General features: G+C 70.8%; 19 protein-coding genes and 1 pseudogene. 13 read left to right on the top strand and 7 right to left on the bottom strand.

Annotation, left to right across the window (positions count from 1 at the left end; all coding sequences use genetic code 11):
• Positions 1-83: 83 nt before the first annotated feature.
• Both AC2CHE_RS14315 and AC2CHE_RS14310 read left to right on the top strand, forming a co-directional pair.
• Positions 84-998 (top strand): ABC transporter ATP-binding protein, encoded by a 915-nt coding sequence (locus AC2CHE_RS14315; RefSeq protein ID WP_484505389.1) that lies wholly within the window; start codon positions 84-86, stop codon positions 996-998.
• Positions 998-2,659, top strand: a complete 1,662-nt coding sequence (locus AC2CHE_RS14310) for an ABC transporter permease (RefSeq protein ID WP_484505388.1) — start codon at positions 998-1,000, stop codon at positions 2,657-2,659. Before AC2CHE_RS14315 ends, AC2CHE_RS14310 begins: the two co-directional genes overlap by 1 nt.
• Before the next feature lie 90 nt (positions 2,660-2,749).
• On the opposite strand, the gene AC2CHE_RS14305 is transcribed toward AC2CHE_RS14310, so the two are convergent.
• Complete coding sequence (locus tag AC2CHE_RS14305) at positions 2,750-3,199, bottom strand: hypothetical protein (protein ID WP_484505387.1); 450 nt, start codon at positions 3,197-3,199, stop codon at positions 2,750-2,752.
• Between the two features lie 106 nt (positions 3,200-3,305).
• Positions 3,306-3,872 carry a nucleosidase gene (locus AC2CHE_RS14300; protein WP_484505386.1) on the bottom strand — a complete coding sequence of 189 codons (567 nt, stop codon included), beginning with the start codon at positions 3,870-3,872 and terminating at the stop codon, positions 3,306-3,308.
• A gap of 94 nt (positions 3,873-3,966) precedes the next feature.
• Here AC2CHE_RS14300 and AC2CHE_RS14295 point away from each other — a divergent pair, with 94 nt between their 5' ends.
• Positions 3,967-5,043, top strand: coding sequence for an NYN domain-containing protein (locus AC2CHE_RS14295; RefSeq protein WP_484505385.1), 1,077 nt, complete (start codon positions 3,967-3,969; stop codon positions 5,041-5,043).
• A 121-nt stretch (positions 5,044-5,164) separates the two neighbouring features.
• On the opposite strand, the gene AC2CHE_RS14290 is transcribed toward AC2CHE_RS14295, so the two are convergent.
• On the bottom strand, positions 5,165-5,731 hold the full coding sequence (locus tag AC2CHE_RS14290) for a glycosyl hydrolase family 18 protein (RefSeq protein ID WP_484505384.1): 567 nt from the start codon (positions 5,729-5,731) through the stop codon (positions 5,165-5,167).
• Positions 5,732-5,769: 38 nt separating this feature from the next.
• Here AC2CHE_RS14290 and AC2CHE_RS14285 point away from each other — a divergent pair.
• The 4 genes and pseudogenes from AC2CHE_RS14285 to AC2CHE_RS14270 all read left to right on the top strand — a co-directional run.
• A pseudogene (locus tag AC2CHE_RS14285) lies at positions 5,770-5,871 on the top strand (mycothiol transferase); the annotation flags it as partial.
• A 317-nt stretch (positions 5,872-6,188) separates the two neighbouring features.
• Positions 6,189-6,980, top strand: a complete 792-nt coding sequence (locus AC2CHE_RS14280; RefSeq protein ID WP_484505383.1) for a cellulose binding domain-containing protein — start codon at positions 6,189-6,191, stop codon at positions 6,978-6,980.
• A gap of 254 nt (positions 6,981-7,234) precedes the next feature.
• Positions 7,235-7,726 (top strand): molybdenum cofactor biosysynthesis protein, encoded by a 492-nt coding sequence (locus AC2CHE_RS14275; RefSeq protein ID WP_484505382.1) that lies wholly within the window; start codon positions 7,235-7,237, stop codon positions 7,724-7,726.
• Between the two features lie 63 nt (positions 7,727-7,789).
• Positions 7,790-8,023, top strand: coding sequence for a hypothetical protein (locus AC2CHE_RS14270; RefSeq protein WP_484505381.1), 234 nt, complete (start codon positions 7,790-7,792; stop codon positions 8,021-8,023).
• 43 nt (positions 8,024-8,066) lie between these two features.
• Here the strand turns inward: AC2CHE_RS14270 and AC2CHE_RS14265 are convergent, their stop codons facing one another.
• Both AC2CHE_RS14265 and AC2CHE_RS14260 read right to left on the bottom strand, forming a co-directional pair.
• Positions 8,067-10,292 carry a discoidin domain-containing protein gene (locus tag AC2CHE_RS14265; protein ID WP_484505380.1) on the bottom strand — a complete coding sequence of 742 codons (2,226 nt, stop codon included), beginning with the start codon at positions 10,290-10,292 and terminating at the stop codon, positions 8,067-8,069.
• Between the two features lie 195 nt (positions 10,293-10,487).
• A complete protein-coding gene (locus AC2CHE_RS14260) occupies positions 10,488-11,687 on the bottom strand; it encodes an ROK family transcriptional regulator (RefSeq protein ID WP_484505379.1) in 1,200 nt (399 codons plus the stop codon).
• 150 nt (positions 11,688-11,837) lie between these two features.
• On the opposite strand from AC2CHE_RS14260, the gene AC2CHE_RS14255 reads away from it, so the two are divergent.
• From AC2CHE_RS14255 to AC2CHE_RS14240, 4 genes are all read left to right on the top strand, one after another.
• Positions 11,838-13,133 carry an ABC transporter substrate-binding protein gene (locus AC2CHE_RS14255; RefSeq protein WP_484505378.1) on the top strand — a complete coding sequence of 432 codons (1,296 nt, stop codon included), beginning with the start codon at positions 11,838-11,840 and terminating at the stop codon, positions 13,131-13,133.
• Positions 13,134-13,198: 65 nt separating this feature from the next.
• Entirely contained in the window at positions 13,199-14,176 is a 978-nt protein-coding gene (locus tag AC2CHE_RS14250) for a carbohydrate ABC transporter permease (RefSeq protein ID WP_484505377.1), read from the top strand.
• The gene (locus tag AC2CHE_RS14245) at positions 14,169-15,008 is read left to right on the top strand and encodes a carbohydrate ABC transporter permease (protein ID WP_484505376.1); all 840 of its coding nucleotides are present in this window, start codon (positions 14,169-14,171) and stop codon (positions 15,006-15,008) included. The genes AC2CHE_RS14250 and AC2CHE_RS14245 overlap by 8 nt, the downstream gene beginning before the upstream one ends.
• A complete protein-coding gene (locus AC2CHE_RS14240) occupies positions 15,005-16,420 on the top strand; it encodes a GH1 family beta-glucosidase (protein ID WP_484505375.1) in 1,416 nt (471 codons plus the stop codon). The genes AC2CHE_RS14245 and AC2CHE_RS14240 overlap by 4 nt, the downstream gene beginning before the upstream one ends.
• A 76-nt stretch (positions 16,421-16,496) precedes the next feature.
• On the opposite strand, the gene AC2CHE_RS14235 is transcribed toward AC2CHE_RS14240, so the two are convergent.
• Positions 16,497-17,453 (bottom strand): hypothetical protein, encoded by a 957-nt coding sequence (locus tag AC2CHE_RS14235; protein WP_484505374.1) that lies wholly within the window; start codon positions 17,451-17,453, stop codon positions 16,497-16,499.
• A 107-nt stretch (positions 17,454-17,560) separates the two neighbouring features.
• Entirely contained in the window at positions 17,561-17,761 is a 201-nt protein-coding gene (locus tag AC2CHE_RS14230; protein WP_484505373.1) for a hypothetical protein, read from the bottom strand.
• 136 nt (positions 17,762-17,897) lie between these two features.
• Here AC2CHE_RS14230 and AC2CHE_RS14225 point away from each other — a divergent pair, with 136 nt between their 5' ends.
• Both AC2CHE_RS14225 and AC2CHE_RS14220 read left to right on the top strand, forming a co-directional pair.
• Positions 17,898-18,137, top strand: coding sequence for a hypothetical protein (locus tag AC2CHE_RS14225; protein ID WP_484505372.1), 240 nt, complete (start codon positions 17,898-17,900; stop codon positions 18,135-18,137).
• Positions 18,138-18,347: 210 nt separating this feature from the next.
• Positions 18,348-19,013: a TOPRIM nucleotidyl transferase/hydrolase domain-containing protein gene (locus tag AC2CHE_RS14220; protein WP_484505371.1), complete on the top strand. Its 666-nt coding sequence runs from the start codon at positions 18,348-18,350 to the stop codon at positions 19,011-19,013.
• Positions 19,014-19,243 lie beyond the last annotated feature (230 nt).

Raw genomic sequence — 19,243 nt, 5'->3', positions numbered from 1 at the left:
CCGCGCGACGCTGCCCCGGATCCGTTGATCGACCACATCGCACCCCGGTACGCCCGGGACTACCTCGAATGAGGTCAACGACAATGACTGCTGCCATCGACATCCACCACCTCGACAAGTCCTTCGGCCGGGTCAAGGCACTTGACGGGCTCGACCTGCGCGTCGACCCCGGCACCGTGCACGGCTTCCTCGGCCCCAACGGCGCCGGTAAGTCCACCACCATCCGGATCCTGCTCGGGCTGCTGCGCGCCGACGGCGGCCAGGCCCGGCTGCTCGGCGGCGACCCCTGGGCCGACGCGGTCGCCCTGCACCGACGGCTCGCCTACGTGCCCGGCGACGTGGAGCTGTGGCCCAACCTGACCGGCGGCGAGGCGATCGACCTGTTCGCCCGGCTACGCGGCGGCACCGACCCGGTCCACCGGGACGAGCTGTGCCAGCGCTTCGACCTGGACCCGAGCAAGAAGGGCCGCACCTACTCCAAGGGCAACCGGCAGAAGGTGGCATTGATCGCGGCACTGGCCAGCGACGTCGAGCTGCTCCTGCTCGACGAGCCGACCGCCGGGCTGGACCCGCTGATGGAGGCGGTGTTCCAGGAGTGCATCCGCGAGGTCAAGGACGCCGGACGCACCGCGCTGCTGTCCAGCCACATTCTCGCCCAGGTCGAGGTGCTCGCCGACCAGATCTCGATCATCCGGCAGGGAAAGATCGTCGAGACCGGCTCGCTCACCGAACTGCGCCACCTCACCCGTACCTCGGTCGAGGCGGTCACCGACCGGCCGGCCGACGGCCTGGCCAACCTGGCCGGCGTGCACGGCCTGCGCACCGACGACGGCCAGGTCCGCTTCGAGGTCGACGGCGACCAACTCGCCGTCGTGGTACGCGAACTCGGTGACCTCGGTGTGCAGGGACTGACCGTCCGGCCGCCGACACTGGAGCAACTCCTGCTGCGTCACTACGGCGACCAGCTCGTCCACGGTGGTGCCGGGAAGGTGGCGTGATGACCGCGACGACGCTCGACCGCGCGGCGCCGGCCGGTACCGGTACGGGCACCGCCGTCACCGGAACCGGCAGCCTGCTGAGGTTCATGCTGCGCCGCGACCGGATCCGGCTGCCCGCCTGGACGCTCGGTCTGCCGCTGCTGATGACCTACTTCGCCGCCGCGCTGGACACCATCGCGCAGACTCCGGAGGATCTGGCGGGGCTGACCGCGTTCACCAGCAGTCCCGCCGGTGCCCTCTTCGGTGGACCCGGCCTCGGTTTCGACGACCTGACCATCGAACGTTTCCTCGCTGGCCAGTACGGCCTCTACGTGCTGATCGGCGCAGGTCTGATGGGCCTGCTCACCGTGGTCCGGCACACCCGGACCGAGGAGCGGACCGGGCGGGCCGAGCTGGTCCGCGCCAACGTGGTAGGTCGGCACGCCCAACTGACCGCCGCGCTGACCCTCACCGCCGTGATGGCGGCGCTGGTCGCCCTGCTGATCGGTGCGATGCTGACCAGCCGGGGCTTCGACCCGGGTGGCTCCCTGCTGTTCGGCGCTTCCGTCGGTGCGGTGGCCCTGGCCTTCGCCGGCATCGCCGCGGTCACCGTCCAGTTGTCGGAGTACCCGCGGGCCGCCTCCGGCATGGCCGGGGCGGCGCTCGGGGCCGCGTTCGTGTTGCGCGGCCTCGGTGACATGGCGGCGGTGCAGGGCAGCGGACCGTCCTGGCTGTCGTGGCTGTCGCCGATCGGCTGGTCCCAGCAGACCGCCCCGTACGTCCACGACCGCTGGTGGCCGTTGGCCGTCTCGCTGGCCTTCGCGGCGGCGACCGCCGCCGCCGGCTACGTCCTGTCGGCGCGACGCGACTTCGGCGCCGGCCTGGTGCCGCCCCGACCGGGTTCGCCACGGGCCGCGAGCTGGCTGGCCGGCCCGTTCGCGTTCGCGTTCCGGCTGCACCGGGCGAGCCTGATCGGCTGGAGCGTGGCGCTGTTGACCGCCGGCGTGGCCTACGGCTCCTTCACCCAGCCTCTGCTGGACGGCTTCGAGGACGCACCCGAGGACCTGGTGGAGGTCATGGGTGGTGGTTCTGGTGACCTGCTCGCCGGCTACCTCGGCATGATGGGCCTGACCATGGCACTCGTCGTCGGGGTCTACGCGGTGCTCGCCGTGCAGTCGCTGCGCGCCGAGGAGACCGAGGGACGGGCCGAGCCGGTGTTGGCGACATCGGTGAGCCGGACCGCCTGGCTCGGCAGTCACATCGCCGTCGTGGCGCTCGGCGTACCGTGGCTGCTGCTGGTCGCCGGCGGAGGCATGGGGGTCGGCGCGGCGGCTAGCACCGGCGACGCGGGTCTGCTCGGTGACCTGCTGGTCGGCCACCTCGCGCACACCCCGGCGGTCTGGCTGGTCCTCGCGTTAGCCGCCCTGCTCTACGCGGCTGCACCGAGGATGCTGCCGGTGATCTGGGTGGTGCTCGGCTACGGGTTGATCGCCGGCTACTTCGCGCCGACTCTGGAACTACCCGAGGGTGTGCTGCGGTTGTCGCCCTTCGAGCACGTGGGGGAGTACCCGCTGGAGGACGTCAACGTGGTCGCGGTGGTGGTGCTGACCGTGCTCGCGGCTGCCCTCGCTCAGGTTGCCATGGTCGCCTTCCGCAGGCGGGACCTGGCCGGCGGCGCCTGACCCGGTGCGAGCCTGCCGACGTGGCACGTGGCGCGTCGGCAGGCTCGGGCGCGGCGGGTGCGCGGTGCCGCAGGTGCGGACAGGTGACTGTCAGTCCCGGTGCGGCATCGGGAAGCCCGCCACCACGATGCCGTACAGCAGATGGTCGGCGACCAGAGCCAACTGTTCGTGCCAGTCGGCCAACCGTCGGTCGATGCCGAGGGCCGGCGCGATGGTGGTGTGGAAGCTGAGCAGCAGCGTCATGCCGTAGAGCGGGCCGACCCAGATCCGATGACGTAGGCGTTTGGGTAGCGCGCCGAAGGCCAGCCCGGCACCGAGCCCGTAGCTCCAGTGCGCCACCGCCAGAGCCGCCGGGTGCTGATCGCCGGACAACCGGTCGAGCAGTCCGGGCACCAGCTTCTCCATCACCGACTTCGGTGGCGAACTCTGCACGAGATTCAGGGAGGTGGTGGCCTGGCGTAGCCCGGACATCGCCATCGCGGCGATGACCCCTCGGATGCCACTCCGCATGATGATCGTCGCGCGTGCCGACAGCTCCATGCCCCGTTCCAATCCGTAGCCGCAGTAGCGCGGCTACCCGCGCCTCGCTGCGCCAAACGTCCCGCTCACCGCAGAACAGGCGCGGTGGACGCTCGGGGCACGACTGTCAGAGGTTGTCCCGCACCCAACCGGCGAGGACGCTGGCGCAGCCGTCCACCGACTCCTGCCAGCTGCGCTCAGCCCCGTCGCCGGCCTCGTCGCTCACCTGCTTCACCACGCGTACCGGTACCCCGAGGGCGTGCGCCGTCGACGCCACCGCGTACCCCTCCATGTCGACCAGGTGGGCGCGGCGGCTCAGGGCCGCGCGGGCCTCGTCGTCGGCGATGAACCGGTCGCCGGTGGCCAGCGTCGGGCCGTCGCCCAGGGCCAGCGGCGCGCCGACGGTCTGACCGGTGAGCCGGCGGATGAACTCGGTGTCCAGGTCGTGCTGGAGGACGCTGCCGACCTCGTGGGTGCCGGTCCAACCCGGGTGCAGGGCGCCGGCGGTACCGAGGTTGACAAGCACCGACGGCAGCGGGAAGCGGGCCAGCGTCGCCGCCACGGCGACCGCCGCGTTGATCTTTCCCATTCCGGTCAGCAGCACCGGAAACTTCGCGTCGAGGTACGCGGCCTCCTCGGCGATGGCCAGGACGAGCAGCGGACGGTCCGGGCTGATCGTGCCGCGAAGATCCATCGGGCGATGGTAGCCGTTGCCCGCGACGCTCCCGTTGCGGCGCGGTGCCACCGGCTGCCGGCCCGGTCCCGGCCGCACGACGTACGCTGCCCGGGTGGAGCATGAGGACCGGATCGCCCTGTTTCTGGACTACGAGAACCTGGCCCTGGGGGTGCGCGACCATCACGGCGGGGCAATGTTCGACTTCCGGCCGATCGCCGACGCGCTGGCCGAGCGCGGCCGGGTGGTGGTGCGTCGGGCGTACGCCGACTGGTCGTACTTCGACGAGGACCGGCGGATGTTGACCCGCTCGCACGTCGAGCTGATCGAGATTCCGCAGCGGATGGGTGCCACCCGCAAGAACGCCGCCGACATCAAGATGGCCGTCGACGCGATCGAGCTGGCCCTCGAACGCGGGTACATCTCGACCTTCGTCCTGTGCACCGGCGACAGCGACTTCACGCCGCTGGTGCACAAGCTCCGCGAACTCAACAAGCAGGTGATCGGTGTGGGGGTGGAGAAGTCCACCTCGGCCCTGCTGCCACCGGCCTGCGACGAGTTCCTCTACTACGACCGGTTGGAGGGTGTCGACATCCTGCCGACGCGGGGGCGACGGGGCCGTCCGGCCCGGCTGCCCGAGCCGGAGCCGCAGCCCGTCGAGCAGGTGGAGATCGAGGCGACACCGACCGAGGAGCCGGTACGCGACGCCAACGCGCTCGCCGTCCTCGTCGCGCAGACCGTCGCGGGTCTGCAGGGCAGCTCCGGCGGTGAGGTGACCGCCTCGCGGTTGAAGCGGACACTGTTGCGGAAGGATCCCACCTTCAGCGAGTCCGACCACGGGTTCCGCACCTTCGGCGAGCTGCTGCGCCACCTCGCCGAACTGCGGGTGATCGAGCTGGCGGAAGGCCCGGCCAAGGGCGACCCGGAGGTCTCCCTGCCGGAACACGGCGACCGGGAGACGGCGTTCGCGCTGCTCAGCTCCGTCGTCCGTGATCTCGGTGGGGAGACCGGGGAGGTGGCACTGTCCGGCCTGAAGAACCAGCTTCGGCGGGTGCGGCCGGACTTCAGCGAGAAGAAGCTGGGCTATCGGGGCTTTCTGCAGTTCTGCAAGGCCGCCGCCACGGAAGGGGCCGTGGACCTGCGGTGGAGCACCGAGGCGGACGACTACCTGCTCACCGCCGAGCCGTCCTGACCGACCGGCCCGGCATCCGGCTGTCCGATCCCGTCCGGCCGGTGTCGTGTTCCGAAGTCATCACCTGCCGGCATTACTTTCGGCACAGGTGGGCTCGCCACGGCCCGACCTAGAGTGGGGATCACGCGACGGGTCGGGACAGACGAGTGGTCCGGCCTCGCCATGCTCGTCTCGGCGGCCACCCGCGCATCCCGGCTGGCCAGGCCCGCGGCGTTCGCCGCGAGCGTCGTCGCCGTCGAGTGACCAGATCATCGCCCCTGCCCAGGCCGGCCCGGCGGATATAGAGCGTCTTCTGCAGCACCACCACCGGATCGTCGTACGTCCAGAAGGTCGTGCCGTCGAACAGCCAGGCGTGCCCGGCGCGCAGGTCGCGGTGGACGGTGAAGCCGTCCCGGGCCAGGTTCTTGAGCTGCTTGTAGTCCTCGAAGCCGGCGGCGTGGGTGGCCGGCGCGGGCCCGGTGGCCGGCTGGAACAACCTGTTGCCACCGCCGGTGACGCCGGTCCAACCCTGGCCGTAGTAGGGGATGCCGAGGACCAGCTTGTGCCGGGGTGCCCCTCGGGCGATCCAGCCGTCGATCGCCACCTCGACCGAGAAGTCCGGGTCGTCCGGCGCACCCTTGGGTACGCGCAGCGCCGACTGCTGATTGGTAACCGCTTCCCAGGTGCCGTGGAAGTCGTAGCCCTGCACGGTGGCGAAGTCGAGGTACTCGAAGATCTTGCGCCCCTGCCCGTCGGGTGCTGCTGCACATCATCGCGGAGACAGCCCAGCACGCCGGGCACGCCGACATCATCCGCGAGCCCATCGACGGCACCAAGTCGATGGGCTGACCTGCGGCGCGGGCGCAGACCTGATGCGACAAGCCGGGCTCGGGTGTCCGGACCCATCGCACGGCGGCGGTTGTATCGAGGGACGTCGACTGGGAGACTCGGGCTCATCGACCGCGTCCGGGGAGCCGATGCGGTCACGCGACGGGCGTGGGCGGGCCGTGGATGCCCCGCGTCCCCGGGCAGCCCTCTCGTGCGCGTACCGCCACCGTGACGTCTGCTGTCGACGCCTTCAGCGGTCCGTTGGCCGGTGCCCGACAACCTACCGGCCGTCGGCTGACTCAGCCGACCCGCCGGTCACCGTCTCCTGGAGGTAACGGATGCTTCGTACGTTCGGCGTGGTGCTGACCGCAGTGACCCTGGCCGCTGTCGCCGGGGTGACGGCGGCCGGCGCCGCCGACACTCCGGCCGCCCAGACCCCGGCTCCCCTGTGGACCCCGAGCCCGAGTCCGACACCGAGCCTGAGCCCGACCCCGACACCTACCCCGACGGTGACGTGCCCGCCGGCACTGCCGATCAGCGGCATGATCACCGGAGTCACCGCCACCACCGTCACGATCAGCTATTCCCTGCTGTTCAGTGGCCCACCCTGCGGCTATGACCTGCCGATGACAGTCCTGCTCTACACCAGCCGTGACGACGCGGCGAACTGGCGGAATCCGGTAGCCGAGGCGGTCACCGGGCTGGAGCGCAACGGGCAGGTGACGCTCGACGGGCTGACCCCCGACACCGAGTACTGGTTCCGGTTCAGCGACGTCGAGGCCCGGCGTGATCCGTATGTGATCGGTGGGCCGGCGCGAACGGAAGCGTTGTCCCGCTGCGGCGCGACGGCCACTATCGACGCCCGGTGGGGCAGTGGCTTCGTCGCCACGGTCACCGTACGCAACACCGGCAGCGAACCGCTGGACGGTTGGCTCGTCCGGTGGCGGTGGTCCGGTGACGAGCGGATCCAGTCGGTCTGGGGTGGCGTGCCCGACAGTTCGGCCGCTGACGTCACTGTCCGCAACGCCCCGTACAACGGCACCGTCGCGCCGGGCGGCACCACCACGTTCGGGCTGCTCGCCTCGGCCAGCACGGTGCCGCAGGGGATCACGTTGACCTGCGCAAGCTGACCGCAATCCCGTTGGTCTGCGGACCGCTCGCTCGGTCCGCAGACCAACGCGCGGGCGTACGGGCAAGTGACCGGGGAATCCGCCCGACGCGGCGGCTGGTACGGCTGGTCCGTACCCGGAGGCCATCCGGGCGCTGCTCGCATCCGCCGATGCCAAGGAGACATCATGATCCTCGCCCGGGCCGAGCAGGCCAGTTCACGCTGATGGGGCTGGCCATCGGGTACGCCCTGCCGAGCAAGGCATAGGGTCGGGGCATGCCGGAGATCGTCCAGCTGCTGGCCTCGCCCGTGCACCGGTTCGTCGGTCGGCCGGCGGACGGGCCGGGGCCGGCGGCTGCCGGCGAGCTGGTGGACGAGATCCAGGTCCGGGCCGAGCTGGGCATCGTGGGGGACCGGTACTTCGGCAAGGCCGCGCATCGGCAGGCGAGTGTCACCGTCATCGCGGCCGAGTCGCTGCCGGCCGGGACCGGCCTGGCTCAGGTCCGGCGCAACATCCTGACCCGGGGCATCGCCGTGGACGACCTGGTCGGTTCGGTGCTGGTGCTCGACTCGGGTCAGGGTCCGGTGCGGCTGCGGGCGAACCGGGCGGCGCACCCCTGCGCCTGGATGGACGTGACCATCGGCCCCGGCGCGTGGCGTGGCCTGCGCGGCAGGGGCGGCATCCGCTGCACCCCGTTTACCGACGGCATCCTTCGGGTCGGGCCGGTCGACGTGACCGTCGAGGACGACCCGGCGCGGCGAAGTTGAGCCCCTCAGCCGCGAGCGGACGCGTGGTGGACCCGGGCGCGGTCAGGGTCGCCAAGCGCGGCCGTGCACGTCGCCGTCGGTGGCCCGGTCGTACGCGGTAACCGGCTGCGGATGCCGGTTACCGTGCTCCAGCAGGACCGGAGTGCCGCTCTCGGGTATGACGCCGCCGGGTTGTGGCGCGGATGGGCACCGGACCTGGTGCACGAGACGGTCACCTGCGGCCATCTCATGGCCGAGGAGTCCCCGGCCGAAGTGGTCCGGGCGCTGCTGTCCCGGGAACCGGTCGACCCGCCGTGACGGCGTGGGCCCGGTCGGGGTCACCGGCCGGGCCCGCCACCGGCTACGGATACGTGGTCAGGTACGACACCTGGTTGCTGGCGTTGACCGTGCTGCCGACATTGTTGATCATCCGATTGATCGTGCCGACGCCGCCGAGAGACACGGTCACCATGTTGGTGAACCGCACGTTCGGATTGTTCGGCACCTCGAACGACCGCTCGGCGACCACCGACGGGTCGACGTTGAAGTAGGCGTAACTGCCCAGCCCCCACGCCTGGTGACTGGTCACCGAGTCGGCCACCTTGTACGCGGCGTAGCCCCGGGTCGAGCCGTTCATCCAGGCCGCCTGGTTGGGCGGGTCGTACGGCAGTTCGTTCTGGTAGAAGTACGTCCGCCCGCCGTTGCCGTTCCAGATGGTCTGGTACTTCTGGTAGTGCTCGACGAAGAGGCCGTACATGGTGACGTTGTCGCCGTTGACGATCAGCCCGGTGTCGGCGGTGTTGACCGTCCAGCCGACGCCGTCGCCGTGGTCGGCCCGCCACAGCCACATGTGGTCGCCGATGACGTTGTCGCTGTTGACGACCAGGCTGGTGGCGGCGCGGCCGACGCCCGGCCCGCCGATGCGGAAGAAGACGTCGTGCAGCGAGGTGGGATTGGCGGCGTGGCTGGCCGAGGAACCGGTCGGGCCCACCTCCATCAGCACCGGGGAGCTGACGGCACCGGCCTCGAACATGATGCCGGCGACCTTGACCCCGTCGACGTCGGCGACCCGCATCGCGACGGTGCCGTTGTCGGCCTGGATGGTGGCCAGCCCGAGGCCGAGGACGACGGTGTTGGCCCGGTTGACCTGGATCGGCTCGGTTACCCGGTGCACGCCCGGGGTGAACAGCAGGTGCCGACCCTGGGCCAGGGCGTTGTTGATGGTCGCTGCCGAGGTGCCCGGCCGGACGATGAAGAAGTCGGCCAGCGAGATGGACGAGCCGGCCGGGGTCTTGTTGTACCAGCTGGTGCCGGAGGAGTTGGCCCGCAGCGCCGGCACGAAGACCCGGTACGCGCCGGTGCCGTCGACGTAGAGGAACGGCTTCTCCCGGACCAGCGGGGTGGTGGGGATGACGGTGTGCGACGGGTTGGGGAAGTTCGGCGTCGGCGCACCGGCGACCCCCTGGAACACCATGTTCCACACCGAGCCGGTCCAGCCGTTGCCGAACTCGCTGTTGCGCGAGTACCACTGCTGCTGCGAGCCCGAGACCACCAGCCCGTCGATGCGGGTGTCGGCCATCAGCCCACCGCTGGCCCAACCGGTGTACCCGTCCCAGAGCTGGATCTGGTTCTGCGCGCCGCGCAGGTGCATCCGCCGGTACGGCGCGGCCTGGGACACCGCCCACCGCTCGACGGTCACCCCGGCGGGCAGGGTCACCGACAGGTTCTCGGCGGCCCGCCAGAAGTTCTGCGTGGCGTTGCCGTCGAACCAGGCCGCTTCGGCGCGGACGTGCCCGTTGAGGTTGACGTCGTCCGGGGACATGCCGAGCCCGGCGACCTGGGTGAAGAAGCCGAGGTTGACGTCGGCGGTGTAGTTGCCCGGCTTGAACAGCACGGCGTACCGCTGCGGGCCGAACTGGTTGGTCTCCTGCTGGCTGTAGATGGTGTTCAGCCGGCTCTGGATGGTGGCGGTGGGGGTGGCGGGATCGAAGACGTACGTGTTCGGGCCGAAGTTCGGGTTCCGTGGATCGGTCGGTTCGACCGGGTCGCCAGGTCCGCCACCGCCGAACTCGCCGAAGACCTGGAACTCCCACAGCGAGTAGCCGTAACCGGTGGCTCGTTGGGTGCCGTACATCCGGACGTAGCGACCACTGCCGGTGACGGTGAGCGTCTGGGTTCCGCCACCGCCGGTCGTGGTGCTGTGGATGGTCTTCCAGGCGGTGCCGTCGTCGGAGGTCTGGATCCGGAAGGCACGGGCGTACGCGGCCTCCCAGCTCAGGGTGACGCCGGTGATGGTGGCGCGGCTACCAAGGTCGACCTGGAGCCACTGCGGGTCGCTGAAGGCGCTGGACCAGCGGGTGCCGGTGGAGCCGTCAACGGCCGCCGATGCGGGGAAGGTGCCGCCTTCGGTGGAGGAGGCGGTGGCCGGCCGGCCCTGGGAGAGCAGAACCGGTGCGGCCTGGGCGGGGGCCGCGCCGACGGTCGGGACCAGCGCGGCCACCAGAGCCACCGCCAGGCCGGCGAGCAGGCTGCGGGTGCGTGGTCTGCGGCCGGGCGTGGTTGGTACGAGGGAAACGGGTGGTGTCATGACGTCGCCTGTCGGTCGAGGGCTGCTGACGACGGGCGCGACGGGGATTCGGGACGGGCTGACGCTTTCACACGATGCCGCCGGGTTGGCACCGCTGTGGAAAGCGCGCTTGCCGACGAGTGTTGCGGCGATGTTGCGCCGCCGTCAAGGCATCGATCCAAATTCACCCTATTGATGACCCTGGGTTAACCTCACTCAGCGGTGCGTGCCGCCGTTGGCGAGCAGGCGGGCGATCGGGAGGGTGGCGGCGCCGAGCGCGACGGCGTCGACGCCGAGCCGGCCCAGTTCGATGGTGGCCTGTGCGTACGGTGCGCGGAGCGCCTGGCGGCCGGCGGCCGCGCGGATGGCGGGTAGCAGGCCCCCCAGCGCCATCGCGGCCCAGCCGCCCAGCACCACCCGCTCCGGGTTGAACAGGTTGATCAGGTTGGCCACACCGGCGCCCAGGTAGTCGGCGGTCTCGTCGAGTACCCGCCGCGCGGTCTCCGACTTCTCCGCCGCCGCCACCAGCGCGCCGAGCTGGGACTCCTCGTCCTCGCCGGGCACCGGTCGGCCGCGCCGGGCCTCCCGGTAGCGGTCGATGACCGCCTCGGCGCCGACGTACGCCTCCAGACAGCCCCGAGCGCCGCAGCGGCACGACCGGCCGCCGTACACCAGGGTGGTGTGACCCCACTCGCCAGCGCTGCTGGACGTGCCCCGGTAGGTGACGCCGTTGGTCACCACGGCCGCGCCCACGCCGGAGCCGACCAGGGCGAACACGGCATGGCGGGCACCCCGTCCCGCACCGAACCACATCTCGGCCTGGCCGAGGGTCTTCGCCCCGTTGTCGAGGTGCAGGGGCAGATCGGTGCCCTCGGCGATCAGCCGTTCCAGCGGCACCCGGTGCCAGCCCAGGGTCTGCGCGTCCACGACCGCGTGGGTGCCCTGTTCGACCACCCCGGAGACGCCGATGCCGACGCCCAGCACCTCGGACCGGGCGACCCCGGAGTCGGCCAGCACCCGGTCGATGCCGGCCAGCACGTGCTCGGCCACCGTCGCCGGCTCGGTGCCGTTGTGCTCCAGCGGGTACTCGACGCTGCCCAGCACGGTCATCGTGAGGTCGAACAGTTCGACGCGTACCCGGGTCTCGCCCACGTCGACACCGACCACGACGGCGTGGCGCGGTGCCACCCGCAGCATCATGCTCGGCCGGCCACCGTCGGACTCGGCGGCGCCGGCCTCCATCACCAGGCCCTCGTCGATCAGGTCGCCGACCACGTTGCTGACCGCCGGCTGGCTGAGCCCGGTGCTCCGAACGAGATCCTGCCGGGTCAGCGGTCCGTCGAGGAAGATCCGAGACAGCAGGGCCGACCGGTTGCGCAACCGGACGCTGCGATTCGTCGCCCGCGCCAGCTCCACGTGTCACCTCATCCCGTCGGCCGCCCCGGGCGACTTTACGACCCCCGTGCTTGACGACCACCCGCCGAACCATTTTAATGACGACATTAATTAAGACGTGATGTAACTTCCTTCTCCACCACCACGACCCTGAGACCGAAGGGGCAGACCGTGTCGAGACGACACCTCGCGATGCTCACCGCGACCGTCCTGGCCGCCGCGTCGCTGACCGCCTGTGGCTCCGGCGACGAGCCGGGCGACGGCGGCAAGACCCTCACGTACTGGGCCAGCAACCAGGGCGCCAGTCTGGAGGCCGACAAGGAGATCCTCCAGCCCGAGCTGGACAAGTTCGAACAGCAGACCGGCATCAAGGTCAACGTCGAGGTCGTACCCTGGTCCGACCTGCTCAACCGACTGCTGGCCGCCGCCACCACCGGGCAGGGCCCGGACGTGGTGAACATCGGCAACACCTGGTCGGCCTCGCTGCAGGCCACCGGCGCGCTCGTCGAGTTCGACGACGCCACCCTCGACAAGGTCGGCGGTAAGGACCGCTTCGTCTCCGCCGCGCTCGCCGCCGCCGGAGCGCCCGACAAGCCGCCGGCCGCCGTACCGCTCTACAGCCTCGCCTACGCGCTCTACTACAACAAGCAGTCCTTCGCCGACGCCGGCATCACCGCCCCGCCGACGACCTGGGAGGAGGTGGCCGAGGTCGGCCGGAAGCTCACCGGCGACGGCAAATGGGGCCTCGCCGTGGAGGGTGCCAACCCTTCGGAGAACGCCCACCACGCCTTCACCTTCGCCCAGCAGCACGGCGGTGAGTGGTTCGACGCCGCCGGCACGCCGACCTTCGACACCCCGCAGAACGTCGCTGCCGTCAAGCGCTACGTCGACCTGATGGCCGTTGACAAGATCGTCAACCCGAGCAACGCCGAGTACGCGCAGAACCAGTCCGTCTCCGACCTCGCCAACGGCAAGGCCGCGATGCTGCTCTGGCAGGCCGCCGGCGCGAACCTCAAGTCACAGAACATGGCGGCCGACGCCTACGGAGTGGCTCCGGTGCCGTTCCTGGCCAGCCCGCCGGCCGGTGGCAAGCAGGTCAACAGCATGGTCGCCGGGATCAACATCGCGGTGTTCAAGCACACCAAGAACCTCGACGGGGCGTTGGAGTTCGTCAAGTTCATGACCAGCGACGCCGAGCAGGTCACGTTGAACAAGACGTACGGCTCACTGCCGGCGGTCGGCACCGTCGCGGCCGACCCGGCGTTCGCCGCCGACGAGCAGAAGGTCCTCGCGCAGACCCTGGCCACCACCGCGGCGCCGCTGCCGCAGGTGCCCGAGGAGAGCACCTTCGAGACGTTGGTCGGCACCGCCATCAAGGAACTCTTCGCTGACGCGGCCGGCGGCAGGCCGGTCACCGAGGACAGCGTCCGGGAGAAGCTGACCCGGGCCCAGCAGCAGATGCGCTGACCACGGACCGCTGGCCGTGGGAGGTGCCGCCGACCCTCCCACGGCCAGCCCGCGAAGGGACCTCGATGACCACCACCACCTCGCCACCCGCCGCCGATCGTGCCGTCGGCACCGGCCGGCCGGCCCGACCCGCAGCCCGCCGGCCCCGCCGGTCCCTGCTGCCGTACCTGCTGCTCGCCCCGGCCGTCGTGCTGGAGCTGGCGATCCACGTCGTCCCGATGCTCGTCGGTGCCTGGATGAGCCTGCTGGAACTGACCCAGTTCCACATTCGCGACTGGTCCGGCGCGCCCTTCGTCGGGCTGGACAACTACCGGGTGGTGTTCGACCTCAACTCCGCCGCCGGAGCCGAGCTGCTCCGCTCGTTCCGGGTCACCGTGCTCTACACGGTGCTGTCGGTGGGCCTGTCCTGGGTGCTCGGCACCACCGGTGCCGTGCTGCTGCAACGACCGTTCCGGGGCCGGGCCGTGCTGCGGGCGCTCTTCCTCACCCCGTACGCCCTGCCGGTCTACACCGCGGTGATCACCTGGACCTTCCTCTTCCAGCGCGACACCGGCCTGGTCAACCACGTTCTCGTCGACCAGCTGGGCCTGCTCGACGAGCCGCCGTTCTGGCTGATCGGCGACAACAGCTTCGTGGCTCTGCTGATCGTCTCGATCTGGCGGACCTGGCCGTTCGCCTTCCTCTGCGTGATGGCCGGTTTGCAGAACATTCCGGACGAGCTGTACGAGGCCGCCGCGATGGACGGCGCCGGGTTCTGGCGACGGCTGCGCTCGGTGACCCTGCCGATGCTGCGCCCGGTGAACCTGGTCCTGCTGCTGGTGCTCTTTCTCTGGACCTTCAACGACTTCAACACCCCGTACGTCCTCTTCGGTGGCTCCGCCCCGGCCGAGGCCGACCTCATCTCACTGCACATCTACCGCAGCTCGTTCCAGACCTGGGACTTCGGCACCGGCTCGGCCATGTCGGTGGTGCTGCTGCTGTTCCTGCTCCTGGTCACCGCCGGATACCTGCTGCTGACCAACCGACGGAGGAACGATGCGTGAGACCGCCGCGGAGCGCTGGTCGCGCCGGATCGTGCTGACCCTGCTCGCCGGCTTCGTCCTCGTCCCGCTCTACGTGATGATCAGCTCGGCGCTCAAACCGTTGCAGGACGTGCAGGGCGCCTTCACCTGGTGGCCCCGGCGTCCCACCGTGCAGGCGTTCGTGGACATGTGGTCGACGGTCCCGCTCGGCCGCTATCTGCTCAACAGCCTGCTGGTGGCCAGCGTCGCCGCCATCTTCTCGGTCAGCGTGGCGATCTTCGCCGCGTACGCGGTCAGCCGCTACCGGTTCCGGGGTCGGCAGGTCTTCTCGGTGACCGTGCTGTCGACCCAGATGTTCCCCGGCATCCTGTTCCTGTTGCCGCTGTTCCTGATCTACGTCAACCTCGGCAACGCCACCGGCATCGCGCTCTACGCCAGCCGTACCGGCCTGATCATCACGTACCTGACCTTCTCGCTGCCGTTCTCGATCTGGATGCTGGTCGGCTACTTCGACTCGATCCCGCGCGGCCTGGACGAGGCCGCCCAGGTCGACGGCGCCGGCCCGTTGCGCACCTTGTTCCAGGTGGTGCTGCCGGCCGCGGTGCCCGGCGTGGTCGCGGTGACCGTGTACGCCTTCATGACCGCCTGGGGTGAGGTGCTGTTCGCCTCGGTGCTGACGAACGAGGACAGCCGTACCCTCGCCGTCGGCCTGCAGGGCTACTCCACCCAGTTCAACGTCTACTGGAACCAGGTGATGGCCGCCTCGCTGGTGGTGAGCGTGCCGGTGGTCGCCGGGTTCCTGGCGTTGCAGCGGTACTTCGTCGCCGGTCTGACCGCAGGAGCGGTCAAGTGAGTCCGTCCACCACCAGAACCGAGGGGAAACCGCTCGTGCCGGATCTGTCCACGCTGCCGCCCGACTTTCACTGGGGTGTCGCCACCTCGGCCTACCAGATCGAGGGCGCCGTCACCGCCGACGGCCGTGAACCCTCCATCTGGGACACCTTCTGCACCCGGCCCGGCGCGATCGACAACGGCGACACCGGCGAGGTGGCCTGCGAGCACTACCACCGGTGGCCGCAGGACGTGGCGCTGATGCGGGGCCTCGGCGTCGGTGCGTACCGTTTCTCGGTGGCCTGGCCCCGGGTCCGACCCGACGGGGTCGGCCGGGTCAACGCCGCCGGCCTGGACTTCTACGACCGCCTGACCGACGGGCTGCTGGCCGCCGGCATCCGGCCGTACGTCACCCTCTACCACTGGGATCTGCCGCAGGCGTTGCAGGACCGGGGCGGCTGGCCGCGCCGGGAGACCGCCGAGGCGTTCGCCGACTACGCCGCCGTGGTCGCCGCCCGCCTCGGCGACCGGGTGACCGACTGGTGCACCGTCAACGAGCCGCTCTGCATCGCCTGGATCGGCCACCTGGAAGGCCGGATGGCTCCCGGCGAGCGGGACCTGGGCCGGGCCGTGTCCGCCGCCCACCACGTGCTGCTCGGGCACGGCCTGGCCACTGCCGCGATCCGTGCCCACGCGGACCGGCCGGCGTCGATCGGCCCGGTGCTGAACCTGAGCCCGATCGACGCGGCCAGCGACCGCCCCGCGGACGTGGCCGCCGCCCAACGGATGGATGGGCACGTCAACCGCTGGTGGCTGGACCCGCTGCACGGTCGCGGCTACCCGGCCGACATGGTCGACACCTACGGCGTCGAGCCGCCGGTACGCGGCGACGACCTCGCGGTTATCGCCGCACCGGCCGACTTCCTCGGCGTCAACTACTACTTCCGGCAGGTGGCAGCCGACGATCCGGACGGACCGGCGCCGTACGCCCGGCAGGTCCCGGTGCCCGGCGCGGCGCACACCGCGATGGACTGGGAGGTGCACCCCGAGAGCCTGGAACGGTTGCTTGTCGAGGTGAGCCAGGAGTACGGCCCGGCCCGGATCCTGGTCACCGAGAGCGGCTCGGCCTGGCCGGACGTGGTCACCGCCGGCGGCACGGTCGACGACACCGAGCGCACCGACCACCTGGAACGACACCTGGCCGCCTGCGCCGCGGCGGTCGGCCGGGGTGTGCCGCTGGCCGGCTACTTCGCCTGGTCGCTGCTGGACAACTTCGAATGGGCGTACGGCTACGACAAGCGGTTCGGTCTGGTGCACGTCGACTACGCCACCCAACGGCGGACGGTCAAGGCCAGCGGTCACCGCTACGCCGAGCTGATCCGCTCCCACCAGCGGCGCACCGCGACGGCCGACACCGTCGCGGTGCGCGGATAAGCGGGCCGACGGGGCCCGGGACGCCCCGGGTGCCGCGCCGGGCGGCACCCGGGGCACCCGTGCGTCGGCTGGGTGGTCAGGAGTCGGGCTCGTCGTGGCCCTTCGGCAGCGCCCAGGGGTCGGTCGGGACGGGCAGGACGATGATCTCGTCGGCTCGGGCGCGTAGCTTGCGGGCCAGGGCCTGACCGGCGAGGCTGAAGCCGATGGTGAAACTGTCGGTCATCCCGGCGTTCGGTGTCACCGAGTCGGCCTGCTGGCGCAACTCCCTGGCCAGCGCGTTGCGCCAGCGTATCTCGGGCTCGGTGAGCCCGCAGTTCGCCTGCTCCTCGGCAAGTCGCTGCCAGAGAGAGCGCAGCTCGTCCTCTCTGGCCCGCAGGCCGCCCAGGGCCTCCGGCAGGGTGTCGATCTCCGGTAGCGCGGCCAGCACGAGATCGGCGACGGTTGACGCCAGCTCGGTCGAGTCCACCCCGGTGTCGAGACCGTAGCGGACGAGTTCGTTGCCGACCAGGGTGCGCCGATGTCTCTCCCGCACCGCCGGATCGGCCGGCCACCCCGCGACGCGTAGCTCGACGGCGAGCCGCACACTGTTGGGGCGGTCGTCCGGCACCGAAGGTGCCGGACTGTTGCCGGCGGGGTCCGGGCGCGACTGCGAGGGCACGGTGGAGGCGCGTGCCTCCAGGGAGCGCACGAAGGCGTCACGTCCGGCGGCGAATCCGATGGCATTGGGGCCGGTCCTCGTCGCGGTGTCTCGCCGCAGCAGCCGGGCCTCGTCCCGCAACGCCTCGCTGAGATCGGTCCCCGGCGGCGGCAACTCGACCGTCCAGGGGCTGCGGTCCAGCTCCGCCTGTACTCGCTCGACCGTCTGCTCCAGCGTGGTCTGGGCAGCGCGGGCGTCGTCAAGCAGACGCAGGTCGGGCAGCACGTCGAGGATCTCGCGCGCCATCGCCAGCGGCACGTCCGCGGCGGTGTCGGGCAGCGCCCTGGCCAACACCGTCGCGATGGTGCTGCGGCGTTGCTGATCTACGTCGACCATTCCCGACCTCATCTCGGTGGCGGCCAGGCGGTTGACCCCCAGCGGTCACGACGCCCTTGGCGGATCCAAGGACTCTACAGAAGACGGTAGCCAACCACCGTCGGCGCTCAGTCGCTGAACTCGGCGCGGTCGACGGTGAAGAGGACGCCGCCGGCCTTCGGAGCCACGGTGACGTGCAGGCGCAGCTGGCCCTCCTGATCGGCGAAGTCCGCCGCCGAGCCGTCCGCGAAGTTGACGTTCGCCCAGCGCAGGTGGCTGCCGTCGGGTACGCCCGTGACGACGTTGCCGTGCTCGGGTGTCCTGATCACCCCGCAGCCCGGCGGACTGTCCGTCGTTCTGCTCGGCCAGGTAGGTGGAGAAGACGTCCGTGCGGATCAGTGACCGGACGGTGAGGTCCTACCTCCGGGCTACTGTCACCGCGATTCGTTCACGGGAGGAGTCCGGATGGTGCAGGAGTTCGTCGACCGGGACCTGGAGGGGGCACGGTTCACCAGGTCGACGTCGGCCGGGGCGGTGATGCGCGGCGTCGAGGTGCGTGAGGCAGGCCGAGGATCGGGAGGGACTGCGGCCGACGTGCTCGACCTGCGGGCCGAGCGGCAGGCCATGGTCCGCGAGTTCCTCGCCACCGTCACCCCGGAACTGCTCGCCGAGCCTCGACGCAACCCGTGGTCAGCCGAGACCTAGGTGTCGGTCCGGCGCTGCCTGCACGTGATCCTCGGCGAGGAGTGGGAGCACCTGCGCTTCGCCCTACGCGACCTCGCGACTGTCGGCAACGCGCGGGCCGACGGCTGAACACCTACACTGCGCCTGACGAGATCGGCCTGGCGACTATCTGCCTTTGTCTTTGTCGCCCGTCGCGTTGCTCCACGGCCGATCGGACGGGGGGAGGCCGCCATGGATGTCACCTCGCGTCGCGAGCCGGCCCGGATCGGTCTGGACGGGCCGTTGGGCGGCAATGCCGCATCGATGCAGGCCACCGCCCGGGCTCTGGCGCAGGCCGAGTCGGCCGTGGCCGCGGTGCTCGTGGAGGGCATCAGCGACCAGATCGCCCTGGAGACGCTGGCGGCCGGTCGTGGCCGCGATCTCGCCGCCGAACGGATCGTCATCGTTCCGATCGGCGGTGCCCACGCGATCGGTCGCTTCCTGACCAGGCTGGGTCCACCCGGGACCGATTTGCGCCTCGCCGGCCTCTGCGACCTGCGGGAGGAGGAGATCTTCCGGCGTGGGCTGACCGAGGCGGGTGTCGGTACGCCTCGCAGTCGAGCCGAAATGGCGCAACTCGGGTTCCAGGTCTGCGTCGACGACCTGGAGGACGAGCTGATCCGTGCCGTCGGCAGCGCGGATGTCGAAGCCCTCTTCGAGGCCCAGGGCGAGCTGCGGCTGTTCCGTGGGTTCCAGAGCCAGCCCGCCTGGCGCGGTCGGGATCCCGACGCGCAGCTGTGGCGGTTCCTGCGCAGCAGTTCGCGCCGCAACCTGCGCTACGCCCGCCTGCTCGTCGAGGCCGCTGTCGCCCGGGACACCGTGCCCCAGCCACTCGACGTGCTGCTCGCCAACATCTGACCAGCGCGGCGGCGTCTCCGGCCGCTCCGGGTCTTCGGGAGGTTGCCGAGGAGACCGGCGTCGATGGGGTGGTCGAACGCCTGCTGGGTGTGGACTCCCGGGTGATTCCCGCCGCCCAGGCCCGGTCCACGTCGGCCTCGCCCTGGCACGGACTCGTCCGGCGACCGGGCACGTCCCGCCGGTCCCGGTCGGTGGGACCATCGGAACGGCGACCAGTGACATGACGACTC

The sequence above is a fragment of the Micromonospora sp. ATLC16 genome (genome assembly GCF_057196645.1).
This window is presented reverse-complemented; position numbering and strand designations above follow the sequence as displayed.

Bases quoted from the DNA above. Each gene is read 5' to 3' on its own strand.
- AC2CHE_RS14315 (WP_484505389.1), top strand. From the start codon at position 84: ATGACTGCTGCCATCGACATCCACCACCTCGACAAGTCCTTCGGCCGG.
- AC2CHE_RS14310 (WP_484505388.1), top strand. From the start codon at position 998: ATGACCGCGACGACGCTCGACCGCGCGGCGCCGGCCGGTACCGGTACG.
- AC2CHE_RS14305 (WP_484505387.1), bottom strand. From the start codon at position 3,199: ATGGAGCTGTCGGCACGCGCGACGATCATCATGCGGAGTGGCATCCGA.
- AC2CHE_RS14300 (WP_484505386.1), bottom strand. From the start codon at position 3,872: ATGGATCTTCGCGGCACGATCAGCCCGGACCGTCCGCTGCTCGTCCTG.
- AC2CHE_RS14280 (WP_484505383.1), top strand. From the start codon at position 6,189: ATGCTTCGTACGTTCGGCGTGGTGCTGACCGCAGTGACCCTGGCCGCT.
- AC2CHE_RS14275 (WP_484505382.1), top strand. From the start codon at position 7,235: ATGCCGGAGATCGTCCAGCTGCTGGCCTCGCCCGTGCACCGGTTCGTC.
- AC2CHE_RS14265 (WP_484505380.1), bottom strand. From the start codon at position 10,292: ATGACACCACCCGTTTCCCTCGTACCAACCACGCCCGGCCGCAGACCA.
- AC2CHE_RS14250 (WP_484505377.1), top strand. From the start codon at position 13,199: ATGACCACCACCACCTCGCCACCCGCCGCCGATCGTGCCGTCGGCACC.
- AC2CHE_RS14245 (WP_484505376.1), top strand. From the start codon at position 14,169: ATGCGTGAGACCGCCGCGGAGCGCTGGTCGCGCCGGATCGTGCTGACC.
- AC2CHE_RS14235 (WP_484505374.1), bottom strand. From the start codon at position 17,453: ATGGTCGACGTAGATCAGCAACGCCGCAGCACCATCGCGACGGTGTTG.
- AC2CHE_RS14225 (WP_484505372.1), top strand. From the start codon at position 17,898: ATGGTGCAGGAGTTCGTCGACCGGGACCTGGAGGGGGCACGGTTCACC.
- AC2CHE_RS14220 (WP_484505371.1), top strand. From the start codon at position 18,348: ATGGATGTCACCTCGCGTCGCGAGCCGGCCCGGATCGGTCTGGACGGG.